This is a genomic window from Frankia sp. R43, assembly GCF_001306465.1.
GTDB classification, from domain to species: Bacteria; Actinomycetota; Actinomycetes; order Frankiales; family Frankiaceae; genus Parafrankia; species Parafrankia irregularis.
In genome coordinates this window covers 457,216-483,455 of the sequence record NZ_LFCW01000006.1, presented here as the reverse complement: position 1 = coordinate 483,455, position 26,240 = coordinate 457,216, and the positions used below count along the sequence as shown (strand labels likewise).

The 26,240-nt window shown below is 71.1% G+C and carries 20 protein-coding genes, 1 pseudogene and 1 riboswitch; of the genes and pseudogenes, 14 read left to right on the top strand and 7 right to left on the bottom strand.

The genetic code is table 11. From position 1 onward, the window contains the following. The first annotated feature begins 41 nt into the window (after nucleotides 1-41). From ACG83_RS26480 to ACG83_RS26470, 3 genes are all read left to right on the top strand, one after another. Entirely contained in the window at nucleotides 42-665 is a 624-nt protein-coding gene (locus ACG83_RS26480; protein WP_054568945.1) for a TetR/AcrR family transcriptional regulator, read from the top strand. Nucleotides 666-907: 242 nt separating this feature from the next. After that, nucleotides 908-2,641, top strand: coding sequence for a PP2C family serine/threonine-protein phosphatase (locus tag ACG83_RS26475; protein ID WP_054568944.1), 1,734 nt, complete (start codon nucleotides 908-910; stop codon nucleotides 2,639-2,641). 25 nt (nucleotides 2,642-2,666) lie between these two features. Continuing rightward, nucleotides 2,667-4,583 carry an NAD-binding protein gene (locus ACG83_RS26470; RefSeq protein WP_054568943.1) on the top strand — a complete coding sequence of 639 codons (1,917 nt, stop codon included), beginning with the start codon at nucleotides 2,667-2,669 and terminating at the stop codon, nucleotides 4,581-4,583. A gap of 44 nt (nucleotides 4,584-4,627) precedes the next feature. Here ACG83_RS26470 and ACG83_RS26465 read toward each other — a convergent pair whose 3' ends face one another. After that, nucleotides 4,628-6,364, bottom strand: a complete 1,737-nt coding sequence (locus tag ACG83_RS26465; protein ID WP_054568942.1) for a hypothetical protein — start codon at nucleotides 6,362-6,364, stop codon at nucleotides 4,628-4,630. Here ACG83_RS26465 and mptB point away from each other — a divergent pair. Then, complete coding sequence (gene mptB, locus ACG83_RS46185) at nucleotides 6,256-8,229, top strand: polyprenol phosphomannose-dependent alpha 1,6 mannosyltransferase MptB (protein WP_369812913.1); 1,974 nt, start codon at nucleotides 6,256-6,258, stop codon at nucleotides 8,227-8,229. The genes ACG83_RS26465 and mptB overlap by 109 nt on opposite strands. Nucleotides 8,230-8,659: 430 nt before the next feature. Here the strand turns inward: mptB and ACG83_RS47000 are convergent. Then, nucleotides 8,660-9,625 (bottom strand): annotated as a pseudogene (locus ACG83_RS47000) (glycosyltransferase 87 family protein); the annotation flags it as partial. 168 nt (nucleotides 9,626-9,793) lie between these two features. Here ACG83_RS47000 and ACG83_RS26455 point away from each other — a divergent pair. After that, nucleotides 9,794-11,050, top strand: a complete 1,257-nt coding sequence (locus ACG83_RS26455) for a Glu/Leu/Phe/Val dehydrogenase (RefSeq protein ID WP_054568941.1) — start codon at nucleotides 9,794-9,796, stop codon at nucleotides 11,048-11,050. Here the strand turns inward: ACG83_RS26455 and ACG83_RS26450 are convergent. Next, nucleotides 10,995-11,456 (bottom strand): RNHCP domain-containing protein, encoded by a 462-nt coding sequence (locus tag ACG83_RS26450; protein WP_076828907.1) that lies wholly within the window; start codon nucleotides 11,454-11,456, stop codon nucleotides 10,995-10,997. The two genes, ACG83_RS26455 and ACG83_RS26450, sit on opposite strands and share 56 nt — an antisense overlap. A 280-nt stretch (nucleotides 11,457-11,736) precedes the next feature. On the opposite strand from ACG83_RS26450, the gene ACG83_RS26445 reads away from it, so the two are divergent. Genes ACG83_RS26445 through otsB form a run of 3 tightly spaced genes read left to right on the top strand, consistent with a single transcriptional unit; the run spans nucleotide 11,737 to nucleotide 13,658 of the window. Beyond that, nucleotides 11,737-12,069, top strand: a complete 333-nt coding sequence (locus tag ACG83_RS26445; protein ID WP_054568939.1) for a DUF3263 domain-containing protein — start codon at nucleotides 11,737-11,739, stop codon at nucleotides 12,067-12,069. 10 nt (nucleotides 12,070-12,079) lie between these two features. After that, nucleotides 12,080-12,727, top strand: coding sequence for a LytR C-terminal domain-containing protein (locus tag ACG83_RS26440; RefSeq protein ID WP_054568938.1), 648 nt, complete (start codon nucleotides 12,080-12,082; stop codon nucleotides 12,725-12,727). Between the two features lie 46 nt (nucleotides 12,728-12,773). Continuing rightward, nucleotides 12,774-13,658: a trehalose-phosphatase gene (otsB, locus tag ACG83_RS26435; RefSeq protein ID WP_054569164.1), complete on the top strand. Its 885-nt coding sequence runs from the start codon at nucleotides 12,774-12,776 to the stop codon at nucleotides 13,656-13,658. Nucleotides 13,659-13,739: 81 nt separating this feature from the next. Here otsB and ACG83_RS26430 read toward each other — a convergent pair whose 3' ends face one another. Together ACG83_RS26430 and ACG83_RS26425 are read right to left on the bottom strand one after the other, a co-directional pair. Next, nucleotides 13,740-15,242 (bottom strand): trehalose-6-phosphate synthase, encoded by a 1,503-nt coding sequence (locus ACG83_RS26430; protein WP_054568937.1) that lies wholly within the window; start codon nucleotides 15,240-15,242, stop codon nucleotides 13,740-13,742. Nucleotides 15,243-15,382: 140 nt separating this feature from the next. Beyond that, nucleotides 15,383-16,189, bottom strand: a complete 807-nt coding sequence (locus ACG83_RS26425; protein ID WP_054568936.1) for an HAD family hydrolase — start codon at nucleotides 16,187-16,189, stop codon at nucleotides 15,383-15,385. A 99-nt stretch (nucleotides 16,190-16,288) separates the two neighbouring features. Further along, nucleotides 16,289-16,408: riboswitch (SAM riboswitch) on the top strand. A gap of 8 nt (nucleotides 16,409-16,416) precedes the next feature. Here ACG83_RS26425 and thrC point away from each other — a divergent pair. From thrC to ACG83_RS26410, 3 genes are all read left to right on the top strand, one after another. Further along, nucleotides 16,417-17,694 carry a threonine synthase gene (gene thrC, locus ACG83_RS26420; RefSeq protein WP_054568935.1) on the top strand — a complete coding sequence of 426 codons (1,278 nt, stop codon included), beginning with the start codon at nucleotides 16,417-16,419 and terminating at the stop codon, nucleotides 17,692-17,694. 78 nt (nucleotides 17,695-17,772) lie between these two features. Continuing rightward, on the top strand, nucleotides 17,773-18,144 hold the full coding sequence (locus ACG83_RS26415) for a type II toxin-antitoxin system RelE/ParE family toxin (protein WP_054568934.1): 372 nt from the start codon (nucleotides 17,773-17,775) through the stop codon (nucleotides 18,142-18,144). Beyond that, the gene (locus ACG83_RS26410) at nucleotides 18,141-18,476 is read left to right on the top strand and encodes a helix-turn-helix domain-containing protein (protein WP_054568933.1); all 336 of its coding nucleotides are present in this window, start codon (nucleotides 18,141-18,143) and stop codon (nucleotides 18,474-18,476) included. The genes ACG83_RS26415 and ACG83_RS26410 overlap by 4 nt, the downstream gene beginning before the upstream one ends. A 72-nt stretch (nucleotides 18,477-18,548) precedes the next feature. On the opposite strand, the gene ACG83_RS26405 is transcribed toward ACG83_RS26410, so the two are convergent. Next, nucleotides 18,549-19,505, bottom strand: a complete 957-nt coding sequence (locus ACG83_RS26405) for a site-specific integrase (RefSeq protein WP_063793207.1) — start codon at nucleotides 19,503-19,505, stop codon at nucleotides 18,549-18,551. Then, nucleotides 19,484-22,081 (bottom strand): MMPL family transporter, encoded by a 2,598-nt coding sequence (locus ACG83_RS26400; RefSeq protein WP_054568932.1) that lies wholly within the window; start codon nucleotides 22,079-22,081, stop codon nucleotides 19,484-19,486. Before ACG83_RS26400 ends, ACG83_RS26405 begins: the two co-directional genes overlap by 22 nt. Nucleotides 22,082-22,632: 551 nt before the next feature. On the opposite strand from ACG83_RS26400, the gene ACG83_RS26395 reads away from it, so the two are divergent. From ACG83_RS26395 to ACG83_RS26385, 3 genes are all read left to right on the top strand, one after another. Beyond that, on the top strand, nucleotides 22,633-23,502 hold the full coding sequence (locus tag ACG83_RS26395; protein ID WP_235498191.1) for a LuxR C-terminal-related transcriptional regulator: 870 nt from the start codon (nucleotides 22,633-22,635) through the stop codon (nucleotides 23,500-23,502). Between the two features lie 334 nt (nucleotides 23,503-23,836). Then, the gene (gene groL, locus ACG83_RS26390) at nucleotides 23,837-25,459 is read left to right on the top strand and encodes a chaperonin GroEL (protein WP_054568931.1); all 1,623 of its coding nucleotides are present in this window, start codon (nucleotides 23,837-23,839) and stop codon (nucleotides 25,457-25,459) included. Between the two features lie 168 nt (nucleotides 25,460-25,627). Beyond that, a complete protein-coding gene (locus ACG83_RS26385) occupies nucleotides 25,628-26,221 on the top strand; it encodes a Uma2 family endonuclease (protein WP_054568930.1) in 594 nt (197 codons plus the stop codon). Nucleotides 26,222-26,240: the final 19 nt, after the last annotated feature.

Below are 26,240 nucleotides of genomic sequence, written 5' to 3'. Positions count from 1 at the left end.
AACACGGACGTCCGAAATAAATCCCTGGGTAGACTCGGACTGTGCCTCGGGCCATAGATCACGAGCAGCGGCGGGCCGAGATCGGCGCCGCCGTGCTCCGTCTTGTGGCCCGTGAGGGGATCGACGCGGTCACGGTGCGCCGGGTAGCCGCCGAGTCAGGCTGGTCGACGGGTGTGCTCGCCCACTACTTCGGCTCCAAGGACGAGATCCTCGCCGTGGCCTTCCAGGCCAGTTCCGACGCCTACCGGCGCCGGTTCGCGGACATCGCCGCCGACGCCCGGCCACGCACCGTCCTGCGGGCTGCACTGACCGGGCTGCTTCCGCTCGACGAGGCCCGCCGTGACGAGCTGCTGGTCTGGTACGGCTTCGTCAGTCGGGTGCTGGCGAGCGAGATGCTGCGCGCGTTCCCCAGGGACGCCTATCACGAGCTGCGGACCATCCTCGCCGAGGTGATCACGGCCGGCCAGCACGCCGGTGAGATCCGCGCCGATCTGCGGCCGGGCGACGAGGCGCGCGCCCTGCTGGCGTTCTGCGACGGGCTGGCGCTGCAGCACCTGTTCGACCCGGCGGAGCTGGACCGCGGCGAGCTCGTGCGGCTGCTGGAGCGCCGGCTGGCCGCACTGGAACCCGCCCCCGACGTCCGTCCCGGCGCCCCTGTCGTCTGACCGCATGACCGTATGACCTTCGGGCGCCCCGGACAGCTACCCGACACCCGAATCACCCCGGCCAGACCCCGCTATCACGTCCACCTGCTCGCGCGAACGGTGCCGAGCGGGCCTGAACGGACTTTTGTCGGAGTCATGACACAGGCCCCATCGTCTACGAGTAGACGCCTTTGGTTATGTATGGGGACTGCTACCGACACGTCCTATAGCGTGATCGGGTTGGCGTGGCGGGGACGGAGGCCATGGGTAGCTCACTGGTACCGATCATGCTCATTGTGGTGCTTCTTGTGGGCGCCGTTGTCTTTGTCGTGCTCTCCAGCCGGGCCCCGCGCACCGGGGCCGACGCCGGGCGCCGGCGGACGCTGGAGACACGCCGGTCACGGCCGGGGGCCATCCCGTTGCGGGAGCAACCGAGCCCGGAGCCGCCGGGCGAGCCGAGCGGCCCGGATGCCACGGATGACCCGGACGGCATGGTTCCGGGATTCTCCGCTCCGGCCGCCGCAGCCGTGCCGGTCGCGGGCGGGCCGGTGGCGGGCGGGCCGGTCGCGGGCGGGCCGGCCACACCGAGCTACAACGCGGCCGAGACGACCGGCGGCGAGGACGCGGCTGACTCGGGCGAGGCCACCCGCTCGGCGTGGGATGACGCTACCGGATGGAACGAGTGGGTCGACACGGACGCCACCCGGGTCAGCAGCCTGAACGAGCCCGACCTGGGCGATGAAACCGACACGGCCACGACCACGGCGGATGACCGCCAGGACGCGGGTCACAATATCGGTGGCGTGTACCCACCGCACGCCACGGGCGGATTCGACTCAGGCAGCAGGGACACCTACATGAACGACAGCCGGGACCCGGACGCCACCGGGTGGACCCCGCCTCCCAGCGGTCGCCCGCACCATAGCGACGTCGACGACTCCGCCTACCGGCTGTCGACGGCGCAGGAGGGCCGGGGGCCGGCCACCGGAGGCTTCCCGATCCCCGAGCCACCCACGCACGCGGGGTACTCCGATGCGGGGTACTCCGATGCGGGGCATCCGGGGAGCTCAGGCCCGGGGTACCCCGGGCCGGCGTCCTACCCCGATCCCGCGGCCGCCCAGACCAGGCGGGTCCCCGTAAGCCCGGAGCATGCGCCGAGCTGGGGCTCGAGCCACGCACCGGTACCGCCGGCCCCACCCCTGCTGCCTCCGCTGCAGGCCCAGGCGCAGGCGGAGGGAACCTCGCCCGAATCAGGCGAGGCTGGCATCGTCGCGGCCGAACCGGCCCAGACCACGACGCCGGCGCTGCGCCTCGCCGCGGCCGGGCGTTCCAGGCGCGGCAAACGTGGCGGCCCGAACGAGGACGCCTGGGTCGTCTCGGACGGCCTGCTGGCGGTGGCGGACGGCGTCGGCGGCGAGGCCGCGGGCCAGATCGCGTCCACGCTCGCGGTCACCACCGTCGCGGGCTTCCGCCCCCAGTACGCCCGGGACCCGGTCGACGGCCTGCGTCAGGCCATCGCGCGGGCCAACCAGGTCGTCCGGGAGAAGCCGCGGGAGGAGCCGGCCTGGCGGGGCATGGCCTGCACGCTCGACGTCGTCATCCTCGGGCGGCAGCAGTCGACCGGCGAGACCCTGTTCATCGCCCACGTCGGTGACAGCTCGGTCTGGCTGCAGCCACAGAAGGGGCGCCCACACCAGATCACGACGCCGCACGCGATCAAGAACGGCCCGCTGCTCAACGCGATCGGCCTCGCCGACCAGATCGAGGCGGATCTTCTGCACGAGCCGGTGCGCGCGGGCGACCGGGTGATTCTCGCCAGCGACGGCATCACGAAGGTGATGACCCCGGAGCAGCTGCTCGGGCTCATGACCGAGCTCGGCGCCGAGCCACCGGAGAAGGCCGCGGACGCCCTCGTCGAGGCCGCGCTGATCGCCGGAGCTCGCGACGACACCACGATCGTCGTCGCCGACCTCGTGTCGGAGCCGTCGTCACGGTGACGACCCGCCGCGGGTGACGCGGGGTATGAGGCTCGACCCCGCGTTCCTGTTCGGGCCCGTGAGCCGGATCGGCCGGATGCTGCGGTGGCTGCGCCGCCATCTGCTCAGCATGTTCGTGGTGCTGGGGCTCATCGCGCTGGCGCTGAGCCTCATCGGCACGTACCAGCACTTCGCGGCCACGCCGGAAAGTTTCACGTGGACCAACGTGGTCTTCTTCGCGTCAACCCTGTTCCTCGCGGACGGGACGATGTTCGAGGGCGGCGGGCAGTTCCCTCCCGCGCTGGAGGTTGCCCGCTTCCTGGCGCCGCTGGCCACCGCGGTGGGCGTCGCCGATGCGGCCAGCACCCTTTTCGCGCACCGGTTCGAGCAGTTCCGGGCCCGGCACGCCCGCCGGCACGTCGTCGTCTGCGGCAGCGGCCCGACGGCGTCGGCGCTGGTGGACAAGCTGGTGGGGTCCAGGCGGGTGGTGCTCGTCGCAGAGGACGCCGAACGCGAGTACCCGGACGCCGAGCGCCCCCCGAACCTGCTCCGCATCAACGGGGATCCGGCCGAGCTGCTCGTGCTTCAGGGGGCCGGGGTCGCGCGTGCCGATGTCATCTACAGCTGCCTCGCCGACACCGCCTCCAACCTGGCCGTCACCCTCACCGCCCGGGCGGTCCTGCGGGCCGGGCGCACCCGCGCCCGGTTCCGCCGGTTCGCCGACGCCCGGGCGGACAACCCACTGCGCTGCCTCGCCCAGGTCGGAGACCTGTCGTTGCTCCCGCACCTGCGCGCGCGGTGGATCGGGCTGGAGGGCGACCCGGGCTTCCGGCTCGACTTCTTCGCGGTCGAGGTCCTCGGTGCGCATTCCCTGCTCAACAGCAACGCTCCGGCCTGGTCCCGGCCGGGGCACGACGACACCGCACCGCACCAACCGCCGCACCTGGTCGTCCTGGGCACCTCGGGCCTCGGGCAGGCCGTCGTCATGGAGCTCGCGCGGCGGTGGCGGGACAACAGCCCGGCCGGCGGCCCGTTGCTGTGCATCGTGCTGTGCGCACCGGACGCGTCCGTCAAGGCTGCCGCGATGCGCTCACGTGAGCCCGCGCTCGGCCGGGTCACGCTGCTGTGTCACGACAGCGCCTCCGGTGACGTCCCACCCGAACTCGTCCTGATCAGCCGCGCGCCGGGCGAGCCACCGACACCACCCGAGTTCGTGTACGTCTGCCATCGGGAGGAGGAGGAAGCCCTGCTGCGCGGTCTCGAGGTGGTCCGCGCGGTCGGTGCCGGCAGCCTCGGCGTCAACCGCACCAGGATCGTCGTGCGGACGGGGCGCCAACGCAGCTTCGAGGACGTGTTCGGCCCGCGTGAGCCACCCACCGACGAGACTGACCCGGCCGGAGATGGTGGGCTGCTCGACAACGTCGGCGGTGGGCTGCGGTTCTTCGCCGTGAACGACGAGGCACTGCCGCTCGACCCCGGAGCCAACGATCTCATCGAGAACTTCGCTCAGATCATCCATGAGAAGTACCTCACGAAGGAGCTCGCCGCGGGCGCGCAGATCGGCTCACGGCGCGGTCTGCGCCCGTGGGCGGAGCTGGCACCTGATCTGCAGGCCTCGAACCGGGCACAGGCGATCGGCTACAGCGAGGTCCTGCGCCGGCGGAACTGGATGCTGGTGCCCCTGGGGGAGCATGATCCGGAGTTCGTCTTCACCGAGGAGGAGGTGGAACAGCTGGCTCCCGAGGAGCACCTGAGGTGGCGGCGCGAACGGGAGAGCCGCGGGATGCGGTTCGGGCCCACCGAACAGGACGGCTCCCACCCGTCACTCATCGAGTGGGAGAGCCTCTCCGCGGAAGACCAGGACCGCAGCCGAGCCGTCGTGCTCAACATGCCGGTGGTGCTCGCCGCGGCGGATCTCGGCATCGTGCGGATGATGCCCCGGCCGCCGGACCCGCCCGCCTGACCCGAACGTCTGACCCGACCCGAACGTCTGGCCCGGAAGCTGGTTCAGTGCAGGCGTTCGTCGGCCGGGCAGTCCAGGGCGCTGGCACGCGTCAGACCGTCCACCGACAGGCGCGCCGACAGACGGACGGCCCCACTGGACTGGGTGAGGATGCCGGTCCAGCCCCCCGCCGCGCGGAACACGCAGGCGTCACCTTCGGTGAGCTGCCAGTACGGGGTGTAGTGCACCAGGACCGTGGCGAAGCCCGGGTTCGCGAACGACACCGCGATCGAGCTGACGCCCAGCTCGGTGAGGGTGGCCGGCCCGTGGACCAGACCCGCGGAGTCCCGGACCAGCCAGATCTTCCAGTCCGCGTTCTGCCACGCGAGCTCCAGGTACGGCAGCCCGGAACGGAGCAGTTCGGCCTCGGCCACCGCGGACGGGTCGAGATCGACGTTCGGCAGCGCGACATAGGTGACGCCCCGGGCGAGCAGCCAGTCGTGATACGTCTCGGCCGTCAGCGTCCCGTCGTAGAACAGCGCGTTGTACTTGCTGTCGGCCTGGCGCAGCCAGCCCCGGCTCATCGGGATCCGCGGGGGCACATAACGTGCCTCCCAGTGCGACCGGGTGAAGGGAATCTCGACCCGGCCGACCGGCACGGGGCTGTCGTTGTCCAGGTAGTCCAGCATCTCGGTGTAGTAGCCAGGCGACGCGGACGGATCACCATGTGTGACCAGGGCTCCGTGGACCGGGCCGATCTGCCAGCCGATCAGCGGAATCGCCACCACGGCCAGCGCCCGCGGGCGGCCGGCCAGGAACACCGCGGCGGCCGGCCCGGCGAGCATCGTCGCCGGGCGGGCAATGTTGCCGCCGATCTGGGTGGGCACGAAGAAGAAGAAGATCGCCGCCGCCGCCCACAGCAGCAGACCGTTGCGGACCGCCCGCCGCTCCTTCGGCACCAGCAGCAGCCCGCACCCGATCAGGGCCAGCAAGGAGATGAACGTGACAGCCGGGAACGGCTGGTAGCCCTCGTCGGGGAAGGCCAGCGCGACGATGATCCCCGCGGTCGCGCCCAGGAACCCGGCGAGCACCCGGCGCGGCAGCGACCCGAGCAGAGCCAGGCCGACCATCAGCACGAAGCCGGCGGCAAGCGGCGACGCCAGCGACGACAACACCGCGCCGAGCCACACCAGCCAGACCCTGCGCTCCCTCGCGCCGACCAGCGCGAGGGCACCGAAGGCCATGCCGAGCGCGAACGGCATCCGGCCGACGACCAGGTTGGCCACGGTCGCGACCGCGAACCACACCAGCGCCAGATCATGCCCGCGGCGGCCCCCCGGCCCACGCAGCAGCCTCGTCACGATCGCGGTCGAGGCGACACACGCCAGCACCCCGATGGTCTGGACCCCAAGCAGGGCACCCAGCGGGGGAAAGAGCACACTGTAACCGAGTATGGGATGGCCGCCGTACCAACCGTCGTCCCACAGAAGCGCTCCGCCGTGCTCGAACAGCCAGACCCGATACTCCTGAGCGGGAGTGTCCGGGCCGGTCACGTCGAAGCACACCGAGATCAGACAGAGCACGGCGGTCAGCAGCCAGGGCCTGCGCACCACCGCGGTGCCCAGCGCCGCTGCCGCCTCGGCCAGCCGGCTACGGCGACGAGGGCCCACGGCGAGGCAGGAGGTCTGCGGGAGTGAGTCGTGGCGACGACCGGTCCCACTGTGGCGCGCCAGCTCGGGCGATTCCGGGATTTCGCCGGTGGTGGTCCCGAGCGGCGGATCAGGCGTCGCCAGCAGGCCCACCCGCCACCTCCCAGGCTCACACGGCCGGCCCCACCGGCACCCTGATCAACACGCACGGACACAGCGTCGACATCTTCGCCGCTGACACCGCCAGCGCCACCGACGCCACCGGCACCACAGCCAGCGCCACCGGCACAGGCACCGCCGACGCAGCCGGCGCTACCGGCACCGCCGGCGCCACCGGCACCGCCGATGCCACCGCTGCCGACACTGCGGGTGCCCCGGCCGGCCGCAGAGCAGGCACGCCGCCAGGGCGGCGACTGATCGTGGCGGGCACGATCGCCGCGATCATCGCCATGGTCGGCGAGGCCCGGCTCGGCCCCAGGGACCCACAGGCCAGCGACCCGTCGTCCTGGTGGGGAATTCTCCCATCCGCGCCCCCCTCGGACACGGTCAGGGGCGTGCTTGCGGCCACAGCGGTGCTGGCCGTGATCGCCCTCTGCCTGACCTGGGTCATCCTGCTGCGGCACGCGCTGCGTCACGCGCTCCCGACCCGGACGGCCGCCGTCGCCGCCCTCGCGTGGGCAACCCCGTTCGCGGTTGGCCCTCCGTTGTTCAGCCGGGACGTCTACGCCTACGCGGCCCAGGGCGAGCTCGCCCGGTACGGGCTGGATCCGGCGACCCACGGGATCGGCGATCTGCTCTCACCGGAGGCGGCCGGAACGGCGGGCGCGGCGTTCGTCGCCGCCGTCGACCCCCGGTGGCGCGAGACACATGCTCCCTACGGCGGGCTCGCCGTGGGTGTGGAACGGTTCGCGGCGGCGGTCGGGAACGCTCTCGGGTCCGGCCCAGCCACCGTGACGGTCGTGCTGCGGATCATCGCCGTGGTCTCCACTGTTGCCCTCGTCCTGCTGATGCTGCGCCTGTGGCGCAGGCCGGGCCCACTCACCGCCGGGACGGGTTCGCTCACCGCGGCGAGCTCACCCGCCGGCACGGGCACGGAACCCGGCCCCGCGGACTCCTACGCCTCGATCGTGCTCGTCCTGCTCGCGGCCAATCCGTTCGTGATCATCCATCTGATCGGTGGAGCGCACCTGGACGCACTCGCCGCGGCACTGCTCGCGGCCGCACTGGTCGTCGACCGGATGCGCATCCGCGAGCGGCCCTCCCCCGGGCACCACGACCTGTTGCTCGGCGCGGCGGCCGTGGCTCTGGCCTGCCTCGCCGGGAGCGTCAAGGCCACCGCCTTCCTCGGGGTCGCCTGGCTCGTGGTCGCCCATGCCCGGGACGGATGGCGACGATCCCTGGGAGCGGACGTCGCCGCCGGGACGATCGCGGTGGTCGCCGCCAGTGCCGCGGGCGGCTTCGGGCCGACCTGGCTCGGCGCGCTGGCGACGTCCGGCAAGCTCGAGACGGGTGTGGCTCCGGCGTCGATCCTCGCGACCGCGGCCGGTGCGCTGGGCCACCTGGTCGGGCTGGATGTCACGGACGACAGCCTGCTGCGGGCCACCCGCGTCCTGACCCTGCTCACGGCTGGTCTCATCGTCGGCTGGCTCCTGTTGCGGGCCTGGTCAAGGCCGCCCGCGAGCGGACACCGGGATGATCTGGCCGTCGTGGGCTACGGCGGGATGGCCGTGGCTCTCGGTTCCCCGGTGCTCTACCCGTGGTATCTCGCGCTCAGCGTGCCGTTCCTGGCAGCGCTCGTCGCGCTCGCCGCGCTCGACCGACGGACCAGGGCGGTGCTCGCGCTGGTCGTGGTCACGTCGGTGTGGCTGTGTGCCGCGACGTTGTCCCCGCTCGCCGCAACCTGGCGGCTGCTCGGCCGAGCCGGGGCACCTGGCGCGGTAGCCGCGGCGGCCCTGGTTCTGCTCGCGCTGGCGGCGGCGGCACCGCGGGTCCAGCGGCGCGCGGCCCGCCGGCGGTAGCCCGCAGCGCGTACCACGCGGCTACTACAAGCAGCAGGTTCCGCGCGATCAGCAGCAGCCCACCGACGACCCGGCCCTGCACGACATCGTTGTACCGCCAGGGGTAGACGATCTGCGTCAGCACGCAGGCGGCCACGAGCAGCACCGTCAGGTCCCGCCGGCCGGCCCACAGCCCACCCCGCCGCCAGCATTGCCACCACCGTTGCCGCCAGCCTCGCCGTCCGGGCAGTCGGCCGAGAGGGTGCCCGTCCGGCTGGCTGCCCGAACCGCCCGGCTGCCCGGGGCCGTCCGGCGCCGGGCCGGTGCAGGCGAGCTGGGCCGCGGCCAGCGCAAGCAGCCAGACCAGATACTGCGGGCTCAGCACCCGTGACGTGATCATGATGATGAGTACCGCCGCCAAGGCGCGGCCCGCGGTCCCGGCCGCGGTTGCAGCCGCGGGTCGCGCCTCTTTCTCCCGCGGCCGGCGTCCCCACCACCACACCGCCGCCACACCGATCAGAGCCATCTCGACGAGAGAACACGCGGAGGCGACACCCCGGGCGGCCGGGCTGTCGAACTGGAGCGACCCGTAGGAGTACGTCGGGCCGGAGCCGGCCCCGAACATCGCGGCCACCACGAAGGGTGTGGCCGGTACCGCCTCGACCTGCAGGCCCCGGGCCCGCTGTGCGTCCAGGAAGCCGAGCGCGCCGTGCCACCAGCCGGCGGTCAGGAGCACCGCGGACAGCCCGGCGACCACGGCCGCGGCACCGGCCGCGATCCACCCGCACCGCGCCGGGGCCGCGTGCCGACGGCCGAGGGCGACGAGCAGCAGCCCCGGCCACACCTTCACCGCGGCGCCGAAGGCCACCCATCCACCGAAGCGACCGAACCGGTCGCGGTCGCCGCCGGGGCCGGGGCCCGAGCTGGGACCAGAGCCACTGCCACCGCGGCCCAGCGCGAGCACGGCCGCGAGCGCACCGGCGGCGGGCACCAGGTCGAAACGGGCCACGGTGACCGGGCCCAGCGCGAGGGTGCCCAGTAGCCACCAGTCCGCCGCGCGGCGCGAACGCCGGGCCAGCGCCCAGGTCACGACCGCGTCGAGCCCGAGGATCAGCAGGTAGAACGAGACCTCGTACGGGACACCCAGCAGTTCCCTCGGCACGGCCGGCAGTGCCAGCACCATCGCGGCGCCCGGCGGGTACTGCCACTTCTCGTCACCGGGAACCTGCCCCTGCGCGACGAGCGTGTGCCCCCAGTCCCGGTAGAGATCCACATCGCCGAGAACGCTCTGCTGCGCGCCGAACACCTGCCCGGCCAGCGCCAGCACGAGGAGCACCGCACGGCTCAGTACCCAGCGGACGAGCAGCGGGCGGCCGAACAGCGACCGGCCGAACGGACTCACCCAGGCACGTCGCATCTGCCGAAAAGTACCTGCCGCGCCGGCACGGCAGGTACCGGCGTGAGAAAGTCATCGCCATGCGAGTACGCTTCGCTACCTAGCGTTACATCACCGGCTCGGCGTCCCGATGGCCAAGCGTCACCCGCCCTGGACGCTGCCCGACAGCAGAAGTCACGGAGGTGCTCTGTGATCCTCGGGACCGGCTCCGCCTGGGACACGGCGTGCGTGCAGCTTGCCGACGCCGTCCGCCACCTGGGCCTGGACGACGGCATGCACGACCTGCTGCGCACCCCGCGCCGATCGATCTCCGTCTCGGTGCCGCTGCTGCGCGACGACGGGCAGCTGCTCGTCCTGTCCGGCTACCGGGTCCAGCACAACCTGGCGCGCGGGCCCGCCAAGGGCGGCCTGCGCTACCACCCATCCTGCGATCTTGACGAGGTCAAGGCCCTCGCCATGTGGATGACCTGGAAATGCGCGCTGATGGGGATCCCCTACGGCGGGGCGAAGGGCGGGATCGCCGTCGAGCCAGGCCTGCTCTCACGGCAGGAACGTGAGCGGATGACCCGGCGGTACGCGGCCGAGCTGGTGCCGCTGATCGGGCCGGACAAGGACATCCCGGCCCCGGACGTCGGCACCGACGAGCAGACCATGGCCTGGATCATGGATACCTACTCCACGCACACCGGCCACACCGCCGCGGGCGTGGTCACCGGCAAGCCGCTGTCGATCGGCGGGTCCGCCGGGCGGGCCGGGGCCACCAGCCGTGGCGTCCAGCTGGCGGCGTTCGCCGCGCTGCGCGAGCTCGACAAGGAGCCCAGGGAGACCACGGTCGCCGTGCAGGGCTTCGGCAAGGTCGGTGCGCTCGCCGCCCAGTACCTGCACGACGCCGGCTGCCGCCTGGTCGCGGTGTCCGACGTCAAGGGCGGTGTCCACAACAGCGCGGGGCTCAACCCGACCGCGCTGATCCGGCACGTGGCCCGCGGCGGCGACACGGTCGTCGGCTACCCCGGCACCGACACGATCACCAACGACGAGCTGCTCGAGCTCGACGTCGACATGCTGGTCCCCGCGGCGCTCGAAGGTGTGATCAACGTCGGGAACGCCGACCGGGTCAAGGCGCCACTGATCGTCGAGGGCGCGAACGGACCGGTGACGGCGGAGGCCGACCGGATCCTCACCGGGAACGGCACGGTGATCGTGCCGGACATCCTCGCCAACGGCGGCGGCGTCGCTGTCTCCTACTTCGAATGGGTGCAGGACATCCAGGCGTACTTCTGGTCGGAGGACCAGGTGAACGACCGCCTGCGCGAGCTGATGCTGCGCGCCTACCGGGAGGTCTCCGCGCTGGCCCGCGAGCGGCGGGTGAGCCTGCGCACCGCGGCCCACATCATCGGCGTCGCCCGCGTCGCCGAGGCGCACCGGACCCGGGGCCTGTACCCCTGACCTGCTGGCCCCCGCGCTGCGGGCCGGCGGGCTCCGGCCCGTGCCGACCGACCTCCTCCGCGACCATCCTGGCCAGCGCGAACAGGGCGGCCTCGGCGTCCGCCGGCGCGGTCCGGTTGCGGCGCCGATGGCCGCAGTCCACACAGTGATGGGTCAGGATGCTGTCCCTGGCCCGCATCTCCACCGCGACCGGGCGCATCAGCCCCCGGCACGCCGCCGCGCGGTCGCCGGGGTGGACGTCCACATGCCGCGACCACAGGCAGGCCGGACAGTGGTTCGTGTAGCCGTCACCCCGGACCGCCGCCCCGCACACCAGGCACTCGAAGTCCTCCGGCGTGCGGGCGAACCGGCGGGACTCACCCCCGGCCCCCTCTTCGGGGCCTGCCGTCTCCTCATGCGGTAGCACCGCTCAACGGTATGAGTCGCCCCGCCTGCGCGGTATGGGCCAGCGGCACTGGGCCGATGCCGTCGACGCCACAGGCCGTCGACGCTGGGGGCCGTCGACGCTGGGGGCCGTCGACGCTGGGGGCCGTCGACGCTGGGGGCCGTCGACGCTATGGGCCACTGAGGGCCGACGCGCCCGGTGTGTCCGGAGGAACGAACCGGGATGTGGGACCCACGGGATGAAATAGTGGGCGGCGTCCCTGCCTCCCCAGCGAGGCTGCCGCCCCGCAAGGAGGTTCGCCGTGCCCCCCGCCCCCGGATCGGACGCTGCCGATTCCGGCCCGGCGATGGGCGGCGGCAGCCTGAGCGAGCGGGATGCCCGGATGCTGGCGTTCGAGAAGAAGTGGCCGGTGCACACCGGCCCCAAGGATGCCGCCATCCAGGCCGAGTTCGGTCTGTCGTCGACCCGCTATTACCAGAAGCTGCATGTACTGATCAAGTCACCAGCCGCGCTGGCCGCCGAGCCGATGCTCGTCAACCGGCTGCAGCGGCTGCTTGACGAACGCCGGCGCGCCCGCGCCGGCGCCCTGGACGACGCCGGCGCGCCCGGCGGCGACGGTCCCGACGACGCCTGAGGAGAGCCCCGTGCCCAGTGGCTCCCGCCCCTACCGAACCCGCGGTAGTGACCGCCTGCGCATGGCAGCCGCCATCGCCGTGTCCGTGCTGGCCGTGCTCGCCGGCATCCTGCTGGTGAACCTGTTCAACCCCCAGTCCGACAGCGATGACGACGTCACCGCCGCGGGGGCGAGCCCCATCCGGACCGAGTCCGCCGAGCGGACGAGCCCGCCCGAGCCGGCCGAGTCCGCCGCCTCCACCGCTCCCGCCCCGTCCACCAGGCCGGCGGAGCCCACCGATGAGGCCACGACCCGGCCACCGGCACCGACCACTGCCGCGGCGACACCGAAACCCGGGTCCGATCCGGCGGGGCCGCACGCGTTCGCGCCCGTCATCGTGCTGAACAACTCCCGGATCGCCAAACTCGCCGACCGCGCGGCCGACAAGGTGGAGGCCGCCGGCTTCAAGGTCGAACGGACCGGCAACTACGTGGGCCAGTACAACGTCCCGGTCACGACCGTCTTCTACGACCCCGAGGACGCCGAGGCCGCTCGCACCCTGCTGGAGACCGTCCCCGGGATTGATCGCATGGTCCCCCGCGCCGAGACGCGAATCATCGAGACGGACACCCTCATCCTGGTCATCACCAGGGACTTTCCTGCCGGCGACCAGCCCTGACGGCAGCCGGCCCGCCACCACCCACCGCATGCGACCGGGAGCGATCGTGACCGAATCCTCGACCTCGCCGCCCACCGGCCGGGCCGCGCCCGCCACCGTGGAATCCCCGCCGACCCCGCGCACCCCGGCCGGCGGCGCCGGTCTGGCCGCCCTGTTGACCGCGCCGGAGAACGCCCTGGTCGCGCTCGACTACGACGGCACCCTGTCACCGATCGTGTCCCGGCCCGGGGACGCCGTGCCCGCCCCGGGCGCCATGGCGGCGCTGAGCCGGATCGCCCGCCGGGTCGGCACCGTGGCGATCATCACCGGCCGGCCGGTGGACGCCGTCCTGCAGCTCACCGAGGCGGCGCGGTTCGCCGACCTCGGCCGGCTGCTCGTCCTCGGCCAGTACGGGCTGCAGCGCTGGGACGCCGAGACCGGGCAGACCACCAGCCCGGAGCCGCTGCCCGGGGTGGGCACCCTGCGCGGTGCCCTCACCGAGGCACTCCAGGATGCCCCGGCCGGGACGTCCGTCGAGGACAAGCAGCACGCCCTGGTCGTGCACGTCCGGCGGACCGCCGACCCGGACGCCACGCTCGCCGCGCTGACGCCGGCCCTGAGCCGGCTGGCCCAGGACCACGGTCTGGAGGCCGCGCCCGGTAAGCGGGTGCTGGAGCTGCGCCCACCCGGTCATGACAAGGGCCGGGCGCTGCGGGCACTGGTTGCCGAGCGCGGGGCCCGGTCGGTGCTGGTCGCCGGTGACGACCTGGGCGACCTGCCCGCGTTCGAGGCGGTCGACGAGCTGCGGGCCAGCGGCGTGGGTGGCGTCACCGTGTGCAGTGACAGCCCCGAGGTGCCGGACGCACTGCGCCTGCGGGCGGATCTGGTCGTCGACGGCCCGGCCGGCATGGTCACGCTGCTGGAGGTCCTGGCCGACCGGCTGATGCCCTGATCCTGGCCCTGACCTGCCTGCTGCCCTCACCTACCGGGCCCGGCACCCTCACCTACCGGGCCCGGCGGCGGAGTCGAGGAGCTAGCCGCGCTGGTCGGCGATCTCGTCGAGCTGCGCACGGAACCACGCGCGCGGCGGCAGCTGCGCGGCGATCGCGGCGAGCCGCCCGGTCCGGGCGCACCGTTGCGCCGGGTCCATGGTCAGCGCGGTGTGCATCGCCTCCGCGGTGGCGGTGACGTCGAACGGGTTCACCACCAGGGCGTCGGCGGACATCTGCGAACAGGCGCCGGCCTCCCGGGAGAGGATGAGAACGGCGTTCTCCGTCGAGACCACCATCCCCTCCTTCGCGACGAGGTTCATCCCGTCCCGGATGGGGTTGACCACCAGGACGTCCGCCAGGCTCATCGCGGCCAGCGAGCGCGGGAAGTCGTCGCTGATCTCCAGGTGCACGGGCAGCCAGCTCTCGGTGCCGAACTCGGCCTCGATCTCCGCCGCGATGCGCTGCACGGCCGCGGTGTACTCGCGGTACTCGGGCAGATCGTGTCGCGACGGGTACGCGCAGACCAGATGCATCACCCGCCCGTGCCATTCCGGATGTGTGCGCAGCAGCTCGCGATAGGCGTCCAGCCCGCGGACGATGTTCTTCGACAGCTCGGTGCGGTCGACCCGCACCACCAGCCGGCAGCCACCGGCCAGCTCACGCAGCTCGGCCACCCGCTCCTGCACATCCGGCCGGGTGGCGCGGTCCCGCAGCTCGGCGGCGTCCACACCGAGCGGGTAGAGACTCGTCCGGACCGTGCGCCCGCCGGCCGTGACCGCATCGCCCTCGACTGTCGCGCCCAGGATCTCCGCGCAGCACTCCCGGAAGGCCTCCGCCCAGGCGGGGGCGAGGAAACCGAGCCGGTCGGCCCCGAGCATGCCCCGCAGGATGGCCGCCGCCACCGAGTCGGGCAGCATCCGGAAGTACTGCGGCGGCGACCAGGGTGTGTGGCTGAAGTGGGCGATGCGCACATCCGGCCGGATCGCGCGCAGCAGCGCCGGCACCAGCGTCAGGTGATAGTCCTGGACGAGGACGCACGCCCCCGGCGCGGCCTGCTCGGCGAGCGCCTCGGCGAAGGCGGCGTTGTAGTCCTCGTAGGCTGCCCAGTCCTGCCGGAACGACGCACCGAAGCTCGGTTCCGTCGACGGCGAGTGCAGCAGGTGCAGGACGAACCAGAGCGTCCGGTTGGCGACCGCGTTGTAGGCGCGGTCGAACAGCACCCGGTCCAGGTCGAGCATGCGGACCGAGGCACCGCCGGTGTCGTAGCCGGCCTGGTCGATGCGGCCGCCCGGCGCCGAGCGGGCCGCCCGGCGATCGGCCTCGCTGAGCGCGGTACAGACCCACAGCAGCTCGCCGCCGTCCTCGGGTGCGTCCTGCACGACCTGGGCGAGGCCGCTGACCAGCCCGCCGCCACCGCGCCGAGGGATCAGCAGGCCGTCATCCCCGACCGCGAAGGAGACCGGACCCCGGTTCGACGCGACCAGCAGGTCGGCCTGGAACGAGCCGGCACCGGCCTGCGCCGCGAGCTCCCCGATGCCCGGCATGTGACGCACACAGCGGAGCGTAGGACATCGAGCGCCCTGTCGGGGTGTCATCCCCGCACGGCGGGGCTACCGGGCTGCCCCGACACCCCCGCACGGGGGTGTCGGGTTCATCACCAGTCGTTACCGACTATTACCAGTTGTTACCGGCCGTCGATGGCGCTGCGGACGGCGCTTGCCCAGCCCAGCCCAACCGCGTCCGACTCGACCACCACGTTGTCGTGCTTGGTGAGCAGTTCGGCGATGTCGGGATGGCGCACCGCGTTGGCCACCAGATGCATCCGGCCCACCGAACGAGCCATCTCCAGATCACTGGCCGAGTCGCCGATGGCGATGGCGTCGGCCGGGTCGATCCCGCGCCGCTTGAGGTCGTAGGCCACCGCCTCGCCCTTGCTGACACCGTCCGGCACCAGGTGATATACGTGAGGTATCTCACCGAGGTCGGGCATGTTCGCCGGCGAGACCAGCCCGTTGTCACGCATGCTCAGCCAGCCGAAACCGGTTTCGGCGAGCCATTCGTCCACCTCGGCGACATTGATCTTGCCGCGCAGCATGACGTCGATCTCTCGGCCCGCGTGCCAGGGCGAATGCAGCTCGAGGCGACCGGGGTGAAGCCGGATCAGCTCGTCGAGCAGGCTCTCCGGCACCTGCGCGTAGGAATCCGGCATGGCCCCGCGCAGGATCTCGCTGTCGAGCCAGGTTCCGCTGGTCCACCCGACGATGGCGCCCAGCTCCCCGATGAACCCGTCCGCGCCGAAGATCCCGGCGGCCTCCACGAGCTGCGGCCGCGTCCGCCCCGAGACCAGGACCAGCGCGACACCGGCCTCATGCAGATCCACCAGCGCGCGGGCCGGTTCCAGGGTGCTGGCCCCGCCCTCGGAGCGGAAGAAGCATCCACGCGGGCCGACCATCGTTCCGTCAAGATCGGTATAGACGATCCGTACAGGCACGCTTACGTCTCCCTCAGTTCGTGACGCCCGTCCGACCCCACAAACTACGGTGCACACCCGCCCACACGCGGACTACAGTACGGACAGACAACTTCATCTGGCTCATCCAGAGGGGCAGAGGGAACGGCCCAGCGAAGCCCCGGCAACCACCGACGCGACCCTGCGCGGCAGGTGCTAATTCCGACCCGGGACGCAGCCGGCGCCCGGGAAAGATGAGGAGTTCACGCATGACTCTCGCGCCCGAGCGCGCCACTCTCCCGAGCCCGGATACCGCGAACCCCGCTGTTTCGCTGTCCTGTCGCCACTGCGGAGCCACCTATCCGCTGTCGCCGACGCACGTCTGTGTGGAGTGTTTTGCGCCACTCGAAATCGCCTACGACGAGGACCGGCTGCGCCGGGTCACCCGCGAGTCGATCGAGGCCGGCCCGCAGAACCTGTGGCGCTACGTGGGGCTGCTGCCCGCCGGGCACGTCGCCGAGCGGCGGGTCTCGCTGGGTGCCGGCTGGACGCCGCTGCGCCCCGCGCCGCGGCTGGCCGCCGAGCTGGGCATGCGCACCCTGTGGGTGAAGGACGACAGCGCCAACCCGACGCACTCGTTCAAGGACCGGGTCGTCTCGGTGGCCCTCACCGCCGCCCGTGACCTCGGTTTCACCACCGTGGCCTGCGCGTCCACCGGCAACCTCGCCCAGTCGGTGGCCGCCCACGCGGCGTCCGCCGGGCTGCGCTCGATCGTGCTCGTCCCACACGACCTGGAAGCCGGCAAGACCGTGTCGACTGCGGTCTACGGCGGCACGCTCGTCGCCATCCAGGGCAACTACGACGACGTGAACCGGCTGTGCAGCGAGCTCGCCGGCGAGTACGAGTGGGCGTTCGTCAACGTCAACGTGCGGCCGTTCTACGCCGAGGGCTCGAAGACGCTCGGGTACGAGGTCGCCGAGCAGCTCGGCTGGCGGCTCCCCGGCCAGGTCGTCGTCCCGATCGCGTCCGGGTCGCTGCTCACCAAGGTCGACAAGGCCTTCGGTGAGCTGGGCAAGCTCGGCCTGGTCGAGCCCACCCCGTACAAGGTCTTCGGCGCCCAGGCCGCCGGTTGCAACCCGGTCGCCTCCGCGTTCGCCCGCGGCGTCGACACGGTGTCCCCGGTGAAGCCGTCCACCATCGCCAAGTCACTGTCGATCGGCAACCCGGCGGACGGCCCGTACGCCCTCGACGTCGCCCGCCGCACCGGCGGCGCGATCACGGACGTCACCGACGAGCAGATCGTCGACGGCATCCGCCTGCTCGCCCGCACCGAGGGCATCTTCGGCGAGACCGCCGGCGGCGTCACCGTCGCCTGCCTGCGCCGCCTGCTGGACGAAGGCCGCCTCGACCCGGACGTCGAGACCGTCATCTACAACACCGGTGACGGCCTCAAGACGCTCGACCCGCTGGTGCCCACCGGTGGCCCGACCGCGACGATCCGGCCGTCGCTGTCCGCCTTCGAGGCCGCCGGCCTCGGCGACGACTGATCCACCGCACGCTGATACCACGGCTTGGACCACGGCGGCCAGGCGGACACACGGTCAAGGATTTACTAAACTCCGGATGTGGGTGAGTGGGAGATCCGCGTCACGCGTGAGTGCCTGAGCTGGATCGACGGGCTTGATCCGAGGTCCAGGGCCCTCGTCGCCGACGCGATCGACCGGCTTGCTGACGCGGGGCCGAGCCTTGGCCGCCCGCTTGTCGACCGCCTGGCCGGCTCCGAGATCCACAATCTGAAGGAGCTCAGACCGCCTTCCGCCGGCACGTCCGAGATCAGGATCATCTTCGTATTCGACCCTTGGCGCTCGGCGATCCTGCTGGTCGGCGGGGACAAGTCGGGCGACTGGTCTGGCTGGTACCGCAGGGCGATTCCGCTGGCGGAAGAGCTGTACGTCGAGTACGCGAAGGAACGGGAAGTCGAGGAGGGCCGGTCATGACAAAGTTTCCCAAGTGGAGCGACGTCCGCGCTGAGCTGATCTCCAATGCCGGCGGCGCGGAGGCACTGGCCGAGGCCCGTCGACGCAATCAGGCCTACATCGACGGGTATCGCCTCGCGGAGCGTCGCAGGCACCTTGGTATCACCCAGACCGAGGTCGCCGAACGCATGGGCATCAGCAAAAGCCGGGTCTCGCAGATCGAGTCCGGCGAGGTGTCGACCATCGACGTCATCGCCCGGTACGTCGACGCGCTCGGTGGCGAGATCCAGATCACCGCGGTCTTCGGTGACGACCTGTACATCCTGCGCGGTACCGACACCCCGGCCGCGTAGACCACGCCGTCTCTGTCCGCCTTCGAAGCCGCCCCTCGAAGGCGGACAGCGCGTTTTCGGGCGCCTTCCCAGTCAGCGATTCCCCCGGGCGGTGCTTGTCTCACGCCGGGGCGCCTCACGCCGGGGCGCCTCACCGCGGGACCGCCCCGGGCCGCCGCGGGAGGCGCCGCCGGGTTGAGGCCCGGCTTCGTCGCCCAGCTGCCATTGCGCCAGCGCCCTGGCTGACAGGCGCGTGTACCGGGCAAGGGAGGCGACCGAAGTGAGCCCCGAGTAGGCCAGCAGTGTCGAGGTGTTCGCCCCGTCCTCGGCGGCGTGGGTGAGCGCCGAGTGGCGAAGCTGGTGCAGCGTCGCTCCGTCGGTCGCGGTGTTGAAGATGTCGGCGGCGCGCCGGTAGGCCAGCCGGGTGCCACGGTCGGTGCGGAACACCGGCCCCGCCTCGCGGCCCATCAGCAGCTGTGGCAGCAGCCGGGCGGTCCCGGCCCGCCAGATGATCACGGCCACGGCGTTGCGTCGGCGATGCACCGGCGCGCACCGGTGCCGCAGATCCAGATCCTCGACGTCGAGGGCCAGGACCTCCGAAGCCCTGGCGGCGGTCTCGTACAACATCCACCACAGCACCCGTTCGCGCAGGTCGACGTTCTCTCGGGTGACGAGTTCCGCGACCGCTGCGCGGGACAGCGTCCGGGTCTGTGCGGGGGCTCGACCGCGGCGGCGCACCTCGGCAGTCGGCTCGGTGACGATCCAGCCCTGGTCACGCCAGTAACCGGCCGCCGAGCGCAGCGTGTCGAGGTTGCGGTTGAACGTCGCCGGTGCGCGCTGCCCCCACCGGCCCGTGAACCAGACCGCCAGCGCACTCGCCGCACCCGGCTCGTCAAGCACCGCAAGCGGCGCCCCGGCGCCGAGATAGTCGCGTAGCTGCCGTAACGTCAGCGCATAGACCCGCCGGGTACCCACATTCCCGGAATGATCAAGGGTACCCAGGAAGAGGGCTATGCCCTCCCCCACCGTCAGCGCCCGGACAATGCCCACGGCTCCTCCTCGGAAAACAATTCAGACACCTTCGCCGAACTCTCTTCGGGGCGACTTGAACTCGGTTCTCGGTACACTTCGGAGATTTCCACCGACGGGTACCGATCCCAGCCGTGGAACGCACGAAAACCGCTCCCAGCCCGTACCGGATAATTCCATCGAGCCGGGCGCGGCAAAAATTCTGATTCCGCCCGCTCCCCCGTTTCCTCGGGGTGTCCTTCATGGAGTCCGTACCGCTCGTGGAGCAGGCGCAGCGGCCGCGGGGCCCACCAGTTGTAGTCGCCCGCCAGTGCCATGAACGCCGGGACCAGGATCGCGCGCACGACGGTCACATCGAGAATGACGGCGACCGCGAGACCCACCCCGACCATCCTGATGATGCTGATCTCCGAGGTCGCCACGCCGATCATGACGACGATCAGGGCGAGTGCCGCACACGTGATCAACGGGCCGGTGGAGCCCAGACCACGTGCGACCGACCGGGCGTTGTTCCCGGTGCGCAGATACTCCTCCCGGATCCGGGAGAGCAGGAAGATCTCGTAGTCCATGCTCAGCCCGAACGCGATGCAGAACATCAGCACCGGGCTGGTCAGCTCCGTCGTTCCCGAGATCTGCAGGCCTTCGGTCAGCACCCCGACGTGCCCCTCCTGGAAGACCAGGACGAGAACACCGAGCACGGCCGCCAGATTGAGCGCGTTGAGGACCAGTGCCTTGATCGGCAGAACGACACTGCCGGTAAAAAGGAACAACAGGACGAAGGTCACCAGCACCACCATGCCGACGGCACGGGGCAGGCTGCGAACCACCTTGTCCCGCGTTTCCAGCAGGTGGGGAGCGATTCCACCGGCGTAGACCGGAAAAGGGGACGGCACCGCGCGTATCCGCCCGATCATCTCCCTCGTCTCGGCGGAGACGGCGTCCGGGTGATCGGGCCACAGAGAAAGCCACGCCCCGCCGTGCACCCCGATGAACGAACCACCGTCCGCCGGTGCCGGCATCACCTGATGCCCGCCGGCGAAGCTTCCGGCTGCCGTGTCGACCCGGGCCACTCCCGGCACCGCCGACACCGCGACGGCATAGCCACTGAGCTGGGCCGCGGCAATCGGATCGCGGGCGTCCACCCCGGGCACGACGAGCGGGATCTGGCACGGCAGACAGATGGCGAAGTCATCTCGCATGGCGTCGTTGACGATGTGCGACTCGGACGTCGCCGGCAGGACGGTGTCATCCGCGAGCGCCACTGTCAGATCCCGCAGCGGTGCCGCCAGGATCAGCATCACCGCGACGGCCGCGCCGCCGAACAGCAGGGGACGTGCCATCACCATCCGCGCGATACCGGCCCAGACAGCCCCGGGCTCGCGCCGCGCCCGGCGACCGGCCCGCCCCCGGCGATCCCGCCTGCCGAGGGTGCCCGCCGTGCTGCCCGAGCGGTGGGCCGGATGTTCCACCCCGGCCCACCGCTGTCGGCGGGCGTCGATCCGATCCCCCAGGACCATGATCGCGGCGGGAAGGAGGAGCAGCGCGGCGACCTCCGAGGTGATCACCACGGCGACGCCCGCGAACGCGTAGGAACGCAGGTACGGCAGCGGGAACAGCAGTGCTCCCGTCAGGGACAGCGCGACGGTCACCCCGGAGAACAGGACGGTGCGTCCGGCGGTCTGCAGGCTGACCCGCAGGGAGTCGGCCCGAGAGCGCCCGTTGCGCTGCTCCTCCCAGAACCGGCGCAGGATGAACAGGCTGTAGTCGACGGCGAGAGCGAAGCCGAGCGCGGTGGTGAGGTTGAGCGAGAACACCGAGATCGGTGTCATCTCGGCCAGTACACGCAACAGCGCGATGCTGGCGATGACCGCGCTGCCGCCCACCAGCACCGGCAGCAGTGCCGCGGTCACACCGCCGAAGGCGTAGAGGAGGACGGCGAAGACGAGTGGCGCGGTGACGAGCTCCGCCCGTTCGAGATCCTCCCGGCCGCGTTCGGTGACGTCGCGCATCGTCGCGGGTGCGCCACCGAAGGTCACCTGTACGCCGGGGCCTCGGTGCGCGTACTTCTCGTACAGCTGGTCGAGCCTTTTCTGGACCTCGTCCTCGGTGCCGGTGAGCCGGAACAGGATCAGGGCGGACCGACCGTCCCGTGACCGGAACAGCTCGCTGCGACCGGCCTGGCCCCAGTAGGAGACGACCGCGGTGACACCGGCTTCCCCGGAGAGCTGGGTGGTGAGGTCCTGGCCCAGCCGGGCCGGGGTGGGACCGTCGATGCCTCCGGCCGCGGTGAGGAGGACAGCCACGTTCGGCGGGGCGCCGGGAAACTCGGAGTCAAGCAGCGCCTCGGCCCGGGCCGCGGGGTCCTCGGGCGCGTAGAACCCGCCCACGGCCAGGTGCCCGAAGATGCCCGCGGCCCATGGCGCCGCCAGTACCAGCAGCAGGCCGGCGATCGTGAGCACTCGCCAGGGACGGGTAGTGGCGGCACCTGCCAGCAGGGCGAACAAGCCACCGCGCTGTGTCCGCGGCTCGTCAGACCGGGTTTCCAGCCGGGAACCGTGCTCATCCGCGCCGGGCCACCGCGGTGCGCCCACCGCCATACACACCCCTTCCGCCGACTATCCGTTCAGTACACTTCTGATATCAGTCGACTGATATCTCTGACATTTCATCGGAGGGATTACCCGACCTCCGCCGGAGTTCGTTCCCTCCACAACCAACGCATCCGCGCAGGCACATCCATCCATCCAGAGTGATTCAGATGCTCGCGCAGGAGGATTCGTAGTCTCGGGAAGTTGAGCCCGTTTTAATACCCCCTTTTTGGGGTACCTGGAGAAGCCCTAAAACACGTAGGTTCTGGCCTCGTTCGTCTTGCTTCCCAACAAAAAGGTTCATGGGTTGACGAGCGGCGAACCGCTCCGCCCCGCAGACCGGTACGACACAGCACAGATCAGGTCACGGTTTTAGCGACGCCAGAAGCGGATTGTTATGCTTTGACCGTTTCTAGATGTTGATCAATCTCGGTTCCGAACACCGTCCGGAACACGGCGTGAGCGAATCCGGCGGCTCCGCACGGTCACTTGTCCCGGTTGTTGGGGCCCTGCGCCACCCGATCGACCAGCCGTCCGATCGACCGAGGAGCAGGTACAAGGTGACCGTCAGGACAGGCAACGAGAGAACCGGCGACGATGGTCGAGACACCCAGAGTGCCCGGCGCGACCAGTTCCTGACCCAGGTCGTCACCAGGCTGCGGGCCCGGACCGGCGTGGACCTGGTGGCAGGCGGACACGTCGAGCCGCATACCCGGAACATCAGCATCCGCTGCGTCAACGGCGCAAGAAGCTGCAGGCTCCCTGCTGCCACGATCCCGCCGAACGAGGGGGTCAGTGGGCGGGCCGTGGCGCTTGGCCGGTACACCCTGGTCGAAGGCGGCAGATGGGTGATGCCGGCTCTCGCCGATGACGTGGACCTCACGGCCTGCGGAGGCATGCGCTCGGTGCTGGCCGTTCCCCTGCGGTTCGACGGCCGTGTGCTGTTCGTGTTCTACCTGGCCCGACGATCCGGTCAGATCGGGGCCGCGACCACCAGAACAGCGCTGTCGTTCATAAGCCGCCTGGCGGCTCTGATCGCCCAGTTCACGCAGACAGACCGGCTCGGTGGGCTGCTCCGCCTGAAGATGGAGATCCAGGCTCTGTGGGAGATCGGCGTCCACCTGGACGAACTCGCCAAGCAGGCCAGCACGCCGCTGGCCCGGGAGCGGATTGCCATCATTCAGCAGCTGCTCGAAGACAGCCTGTTCGAAACGGTGACGGCGGACCAGACCGCGTTCAGCCTCACCCGACGGGAGGTCGAAGTGCTCGACCTGGTGGCGCAGGGCCTTTCCAATGCCGAGATCGCCACCCGGCTGGTCGTCAGCCCGGAAACCGTCAAGGCCTACCTGCGGAGCATCCGTAACAAGCTGGGCGTACGGAATCGGACAGCGGCGGTGGATGTCGGCCGTAGATCAGGGCTGCTGGGCTGACCGCACGGCCAGTCCGAGCGGAGCCCGCCGACGGTCAGAGCGGAGCCGGCGGCGGCCCCGCGCCGAGCCGGACACAGAGCCCGGAAGCGGGCTGGCCGGGCCCCGCCGGCGTGCCCGCGCCACACCGTCACGCGGAGCGGCACGCGCTTGCACTCTCCCATGGCGAGTGCTAAACAGGACCTGGCACTCTCCCCACGGGAGTGCCAAAGGCTGAAACGACGAGGCTTCCTGGTCGTCCTCCCGTTCAGGCGGGGAGCCGGGTCGGGCCGTCCGTCGCGGGCGTCGTTGTGGCCAGGCCATCGAACTGCCATCCCCCTGGGAGGACCCAGACACCATGCCGAAGATCATTGCCTTCGACGAGGAGGCACGGCGCGGCCTGGAGCGCGGCATGAACCAGCTGGCCGACGCTGTCAAGGTCACGCTCGGCCCCAAGGGTCGCAACGTTGTCCTGGAGAAGAAGTGGGGCGTCCCCACGATCACCAACGACGGCGTCAGCATCGCCAAGGAGATCGAGCTCGAGGACCCGTACGAGAAGATCGGCGCGGAACTCGTCAAGGAAGTAGCGAAGAAGACCAACGACGTCGCGGGTGACGGCACCACCACCGCGACGATCCTGGCCCAGGCACTCGTCCGCGAGGGCCTGCGCAACGTCGCCGCCGGCGCGAACCCGATGGGCCTGAAGAAGGGCATCGAGGCCGCCGTCGAGCGCGTCTCCGAGGAGCTCATCAGCGTCGCCAAGGACGTTGAGACCAAGGAGCAGATCGCCTCCACCGCCTCCATCTCCGCCGGTGACCCGGCCATCGGCAGCATGATCGCCGAGGCGATGGACAAGGTCGGCAAGGAAGGCGTCATCACCGTCGAGGAGAGCAACACCTTCGGCCTGGAGCTCGAGCTCACCGAGGGTATGCGCTTCGACAAGGGCTACATCTCGCCGTACTTCGTCACGGACACCGACCGCATGGAAGCTGTCCTCGACGACCCGTACATCCTCATCGCCAACAGCAAGATCTCGGCGGTCAAGGACCTCCTCCCGATCCTGGAGAAGGTCATGCAGGCCGGCAAGCCGCTGGCGATCATCTCCGAGGACGTCGAGGGCGAGGCCCTGGCCACCCTGGTCGTCAACAAGATCCGCGGCACCTTCAAGAGCACCGCGGTGAAGGCCCCCGGCTTCGGTGACCGCCGCAAGGCCATGCTGACCGACATCGCCGTGCTGACCGGCGGCCAGGTCATCTCCGAGGACGTCGGCCTCAAGCTCGAGGGCACCACCGTCGACCTGCTGGGCCGCGCCCGCAAGGTCGTCATCACCAAGGACGAGACCACCATCGTTGAGGGTGCTGGCGACGCGGACCAGATCGCGGGCCGGGTCAACCAGATCCGCAACGAGATCGAGAAGTCCGACTCGGACTACGACCGCGAGAAGCTGCAGGAGCGGCTGGCGAAGCTCGCCGGCGGTGTCGCGGTCATCAAGGTCGGCGCGGCCACCGAGGTCGAGCTCAAGGAGAAGAAGCACCGCATCGAGGACGCTGTCTCGAACGCGAAGGCCGCGGTCGAGGAGGGCATCGTCGCCGGCGGTGGCGTCGCTCTCCTGCAGGCGTCCACCAGCGCCTTCGAGAAGCTCGAGCTCACCGGTGACGAGGCGACCGGGGCGAACATCGTCCGGCTCGCGCTCGAGGCGCCCATCAAGCAGATCGCGTTCAACAGCGGTCTCGAGGGCGGCGTCGTGGTCGAGAAGGTGCGCAACCTCCCGACCGGCCACGGCCTGAACGCGGCCACCGGCGACTACGTCGACATGGTCGCCACCGGCATCATCGACCCGGCGAAGGTCACCCGCTCGGCGCTGCAGAACGCCGCGTCGATCGCCGGCCTCTTCCTCACCACCGAGGCCGTCATCGCCGACAAGCCGGAGAAGGACAAGGCCCCGGCCATGCCGGGCGGCGGCGGCGAGATGGACTTCTGAGTCCAGTTCCCGCGCTCTGACGAGCAGAAGGGGCGGTTCCGGCTTCGGCCGGGCCGCCCCTTTCGCATTCCTCTGAACGGCCTGCCATCAAGTTACCGAACGGTAGTAAGATCGGCGTCCGCGGGTCGCGACCGTAAGACTTCGACAGTGGACGGAGCAACAGGCACGATGAAAAGCGTGGTACAAGCTCCCGCTCCGCTACGAGCCCATCGCCCAGGTCTCGTGCTGCCGTCGCCGCCGGTCACCGTCGCCGACCTCGACAAGATCGTCCACGATGCCGCGCGAGTCGAGATCCTGGACGGGCTCCTGGTCGCCCGGCCGTGGCCGACGCCGCTGCGCGCACGGGTGACGGACCGGCTCAGGACCCTGCTCACCGACACGGCGACCTCCGGCGCGCAGGTGTTCACCAGCGTCCAGGTGGAGCTGTCCCCGCGGTGCCTGCTGGTGCCGGACATCGCCGTCGTCGCGGTCGGCGACCCGGCGCGGCGGCGGATCGCCGAGACACCTTTCGCGGTGGTCGAGATCGCCGACGCGAGCACCCGCCGCTACGACCGAACCCTGAAGCTCGACCTCTACCGCGAGTTCCGGATCCCGGTGTGCTGGCTGGTCGACCCCGACTCGGCGACCATCGAGGCCTTCGAGCTGGTCGGGGCCGACTACGTCCCGGCCGGTGTCGTGCGCGGTGACGACAGGCTGGTCGCCACCCGGCCGTTCCCGGTCACGGTCACACCGGCAGCGCTCATCGACCCGCCGGAAGACTGAGCCGGCGGTCAGCTGAGCC

Bases quoted from the DNA above. Each gene is read 5' to 3' on its own strand.
- ACG83_RS26430 (WP_054568937.1), bottom strand. From the start codon at position 15,242: ATGCCGGGCATCGGGGAGCTCGCGGCGCAGGCCGGTGCCGGCTCGTTC.
- groL (WP_054568931.1), top strand. From the start codon at position 23,837: ATGCCGAAGATCATTGCCTTCGACGAGGAGGCACGGCGCGGCCTGGAG.
- thrC (WP_054568935.1), top strand. From the start codon at position 16,417: ATGACTCTCGCGCCCGAGCGCGCCACTCTCCCGAGCCCGGATACCGCG.
- ACG83_RS26385 (WP_054568930.1), top strand. From the start codon at position 25,628: ATGAAAAGCGTGGTACAAGCTCCCGCTCCGCTACGAGCCCATCGCCCA.
- ACG83_RS26410 (WP_054568933.1), top strand. From the start codon at position 18,141: ATGACAAAGTTTCCCAAGTGGAGCGACGTCCGCGCTGAGCTGATCTCC.
- ACG83_RS26400 (WP_054568932.1), bottom strand. From the start codon at position 22,081: ATGGCGGTGGGCGCACCGCGGTGGCCCGGCGCGGATGAGCACGGTTCC.
- ACG83_RS26470 (WP_054568943.1), top strand. From the start codon at position 2,667: ATGAGGCTCGACCCCGCGTTCCTGTTCGGGCCCGTGAGCCGGATCGGC.
- ACG83_RS26475 (WP_054568944.1), top strand. From the start codon at position 908: ATGGGTAGCTCACTGGTACCGATCATGCTCATTGTGGTGCTTCTTGTG.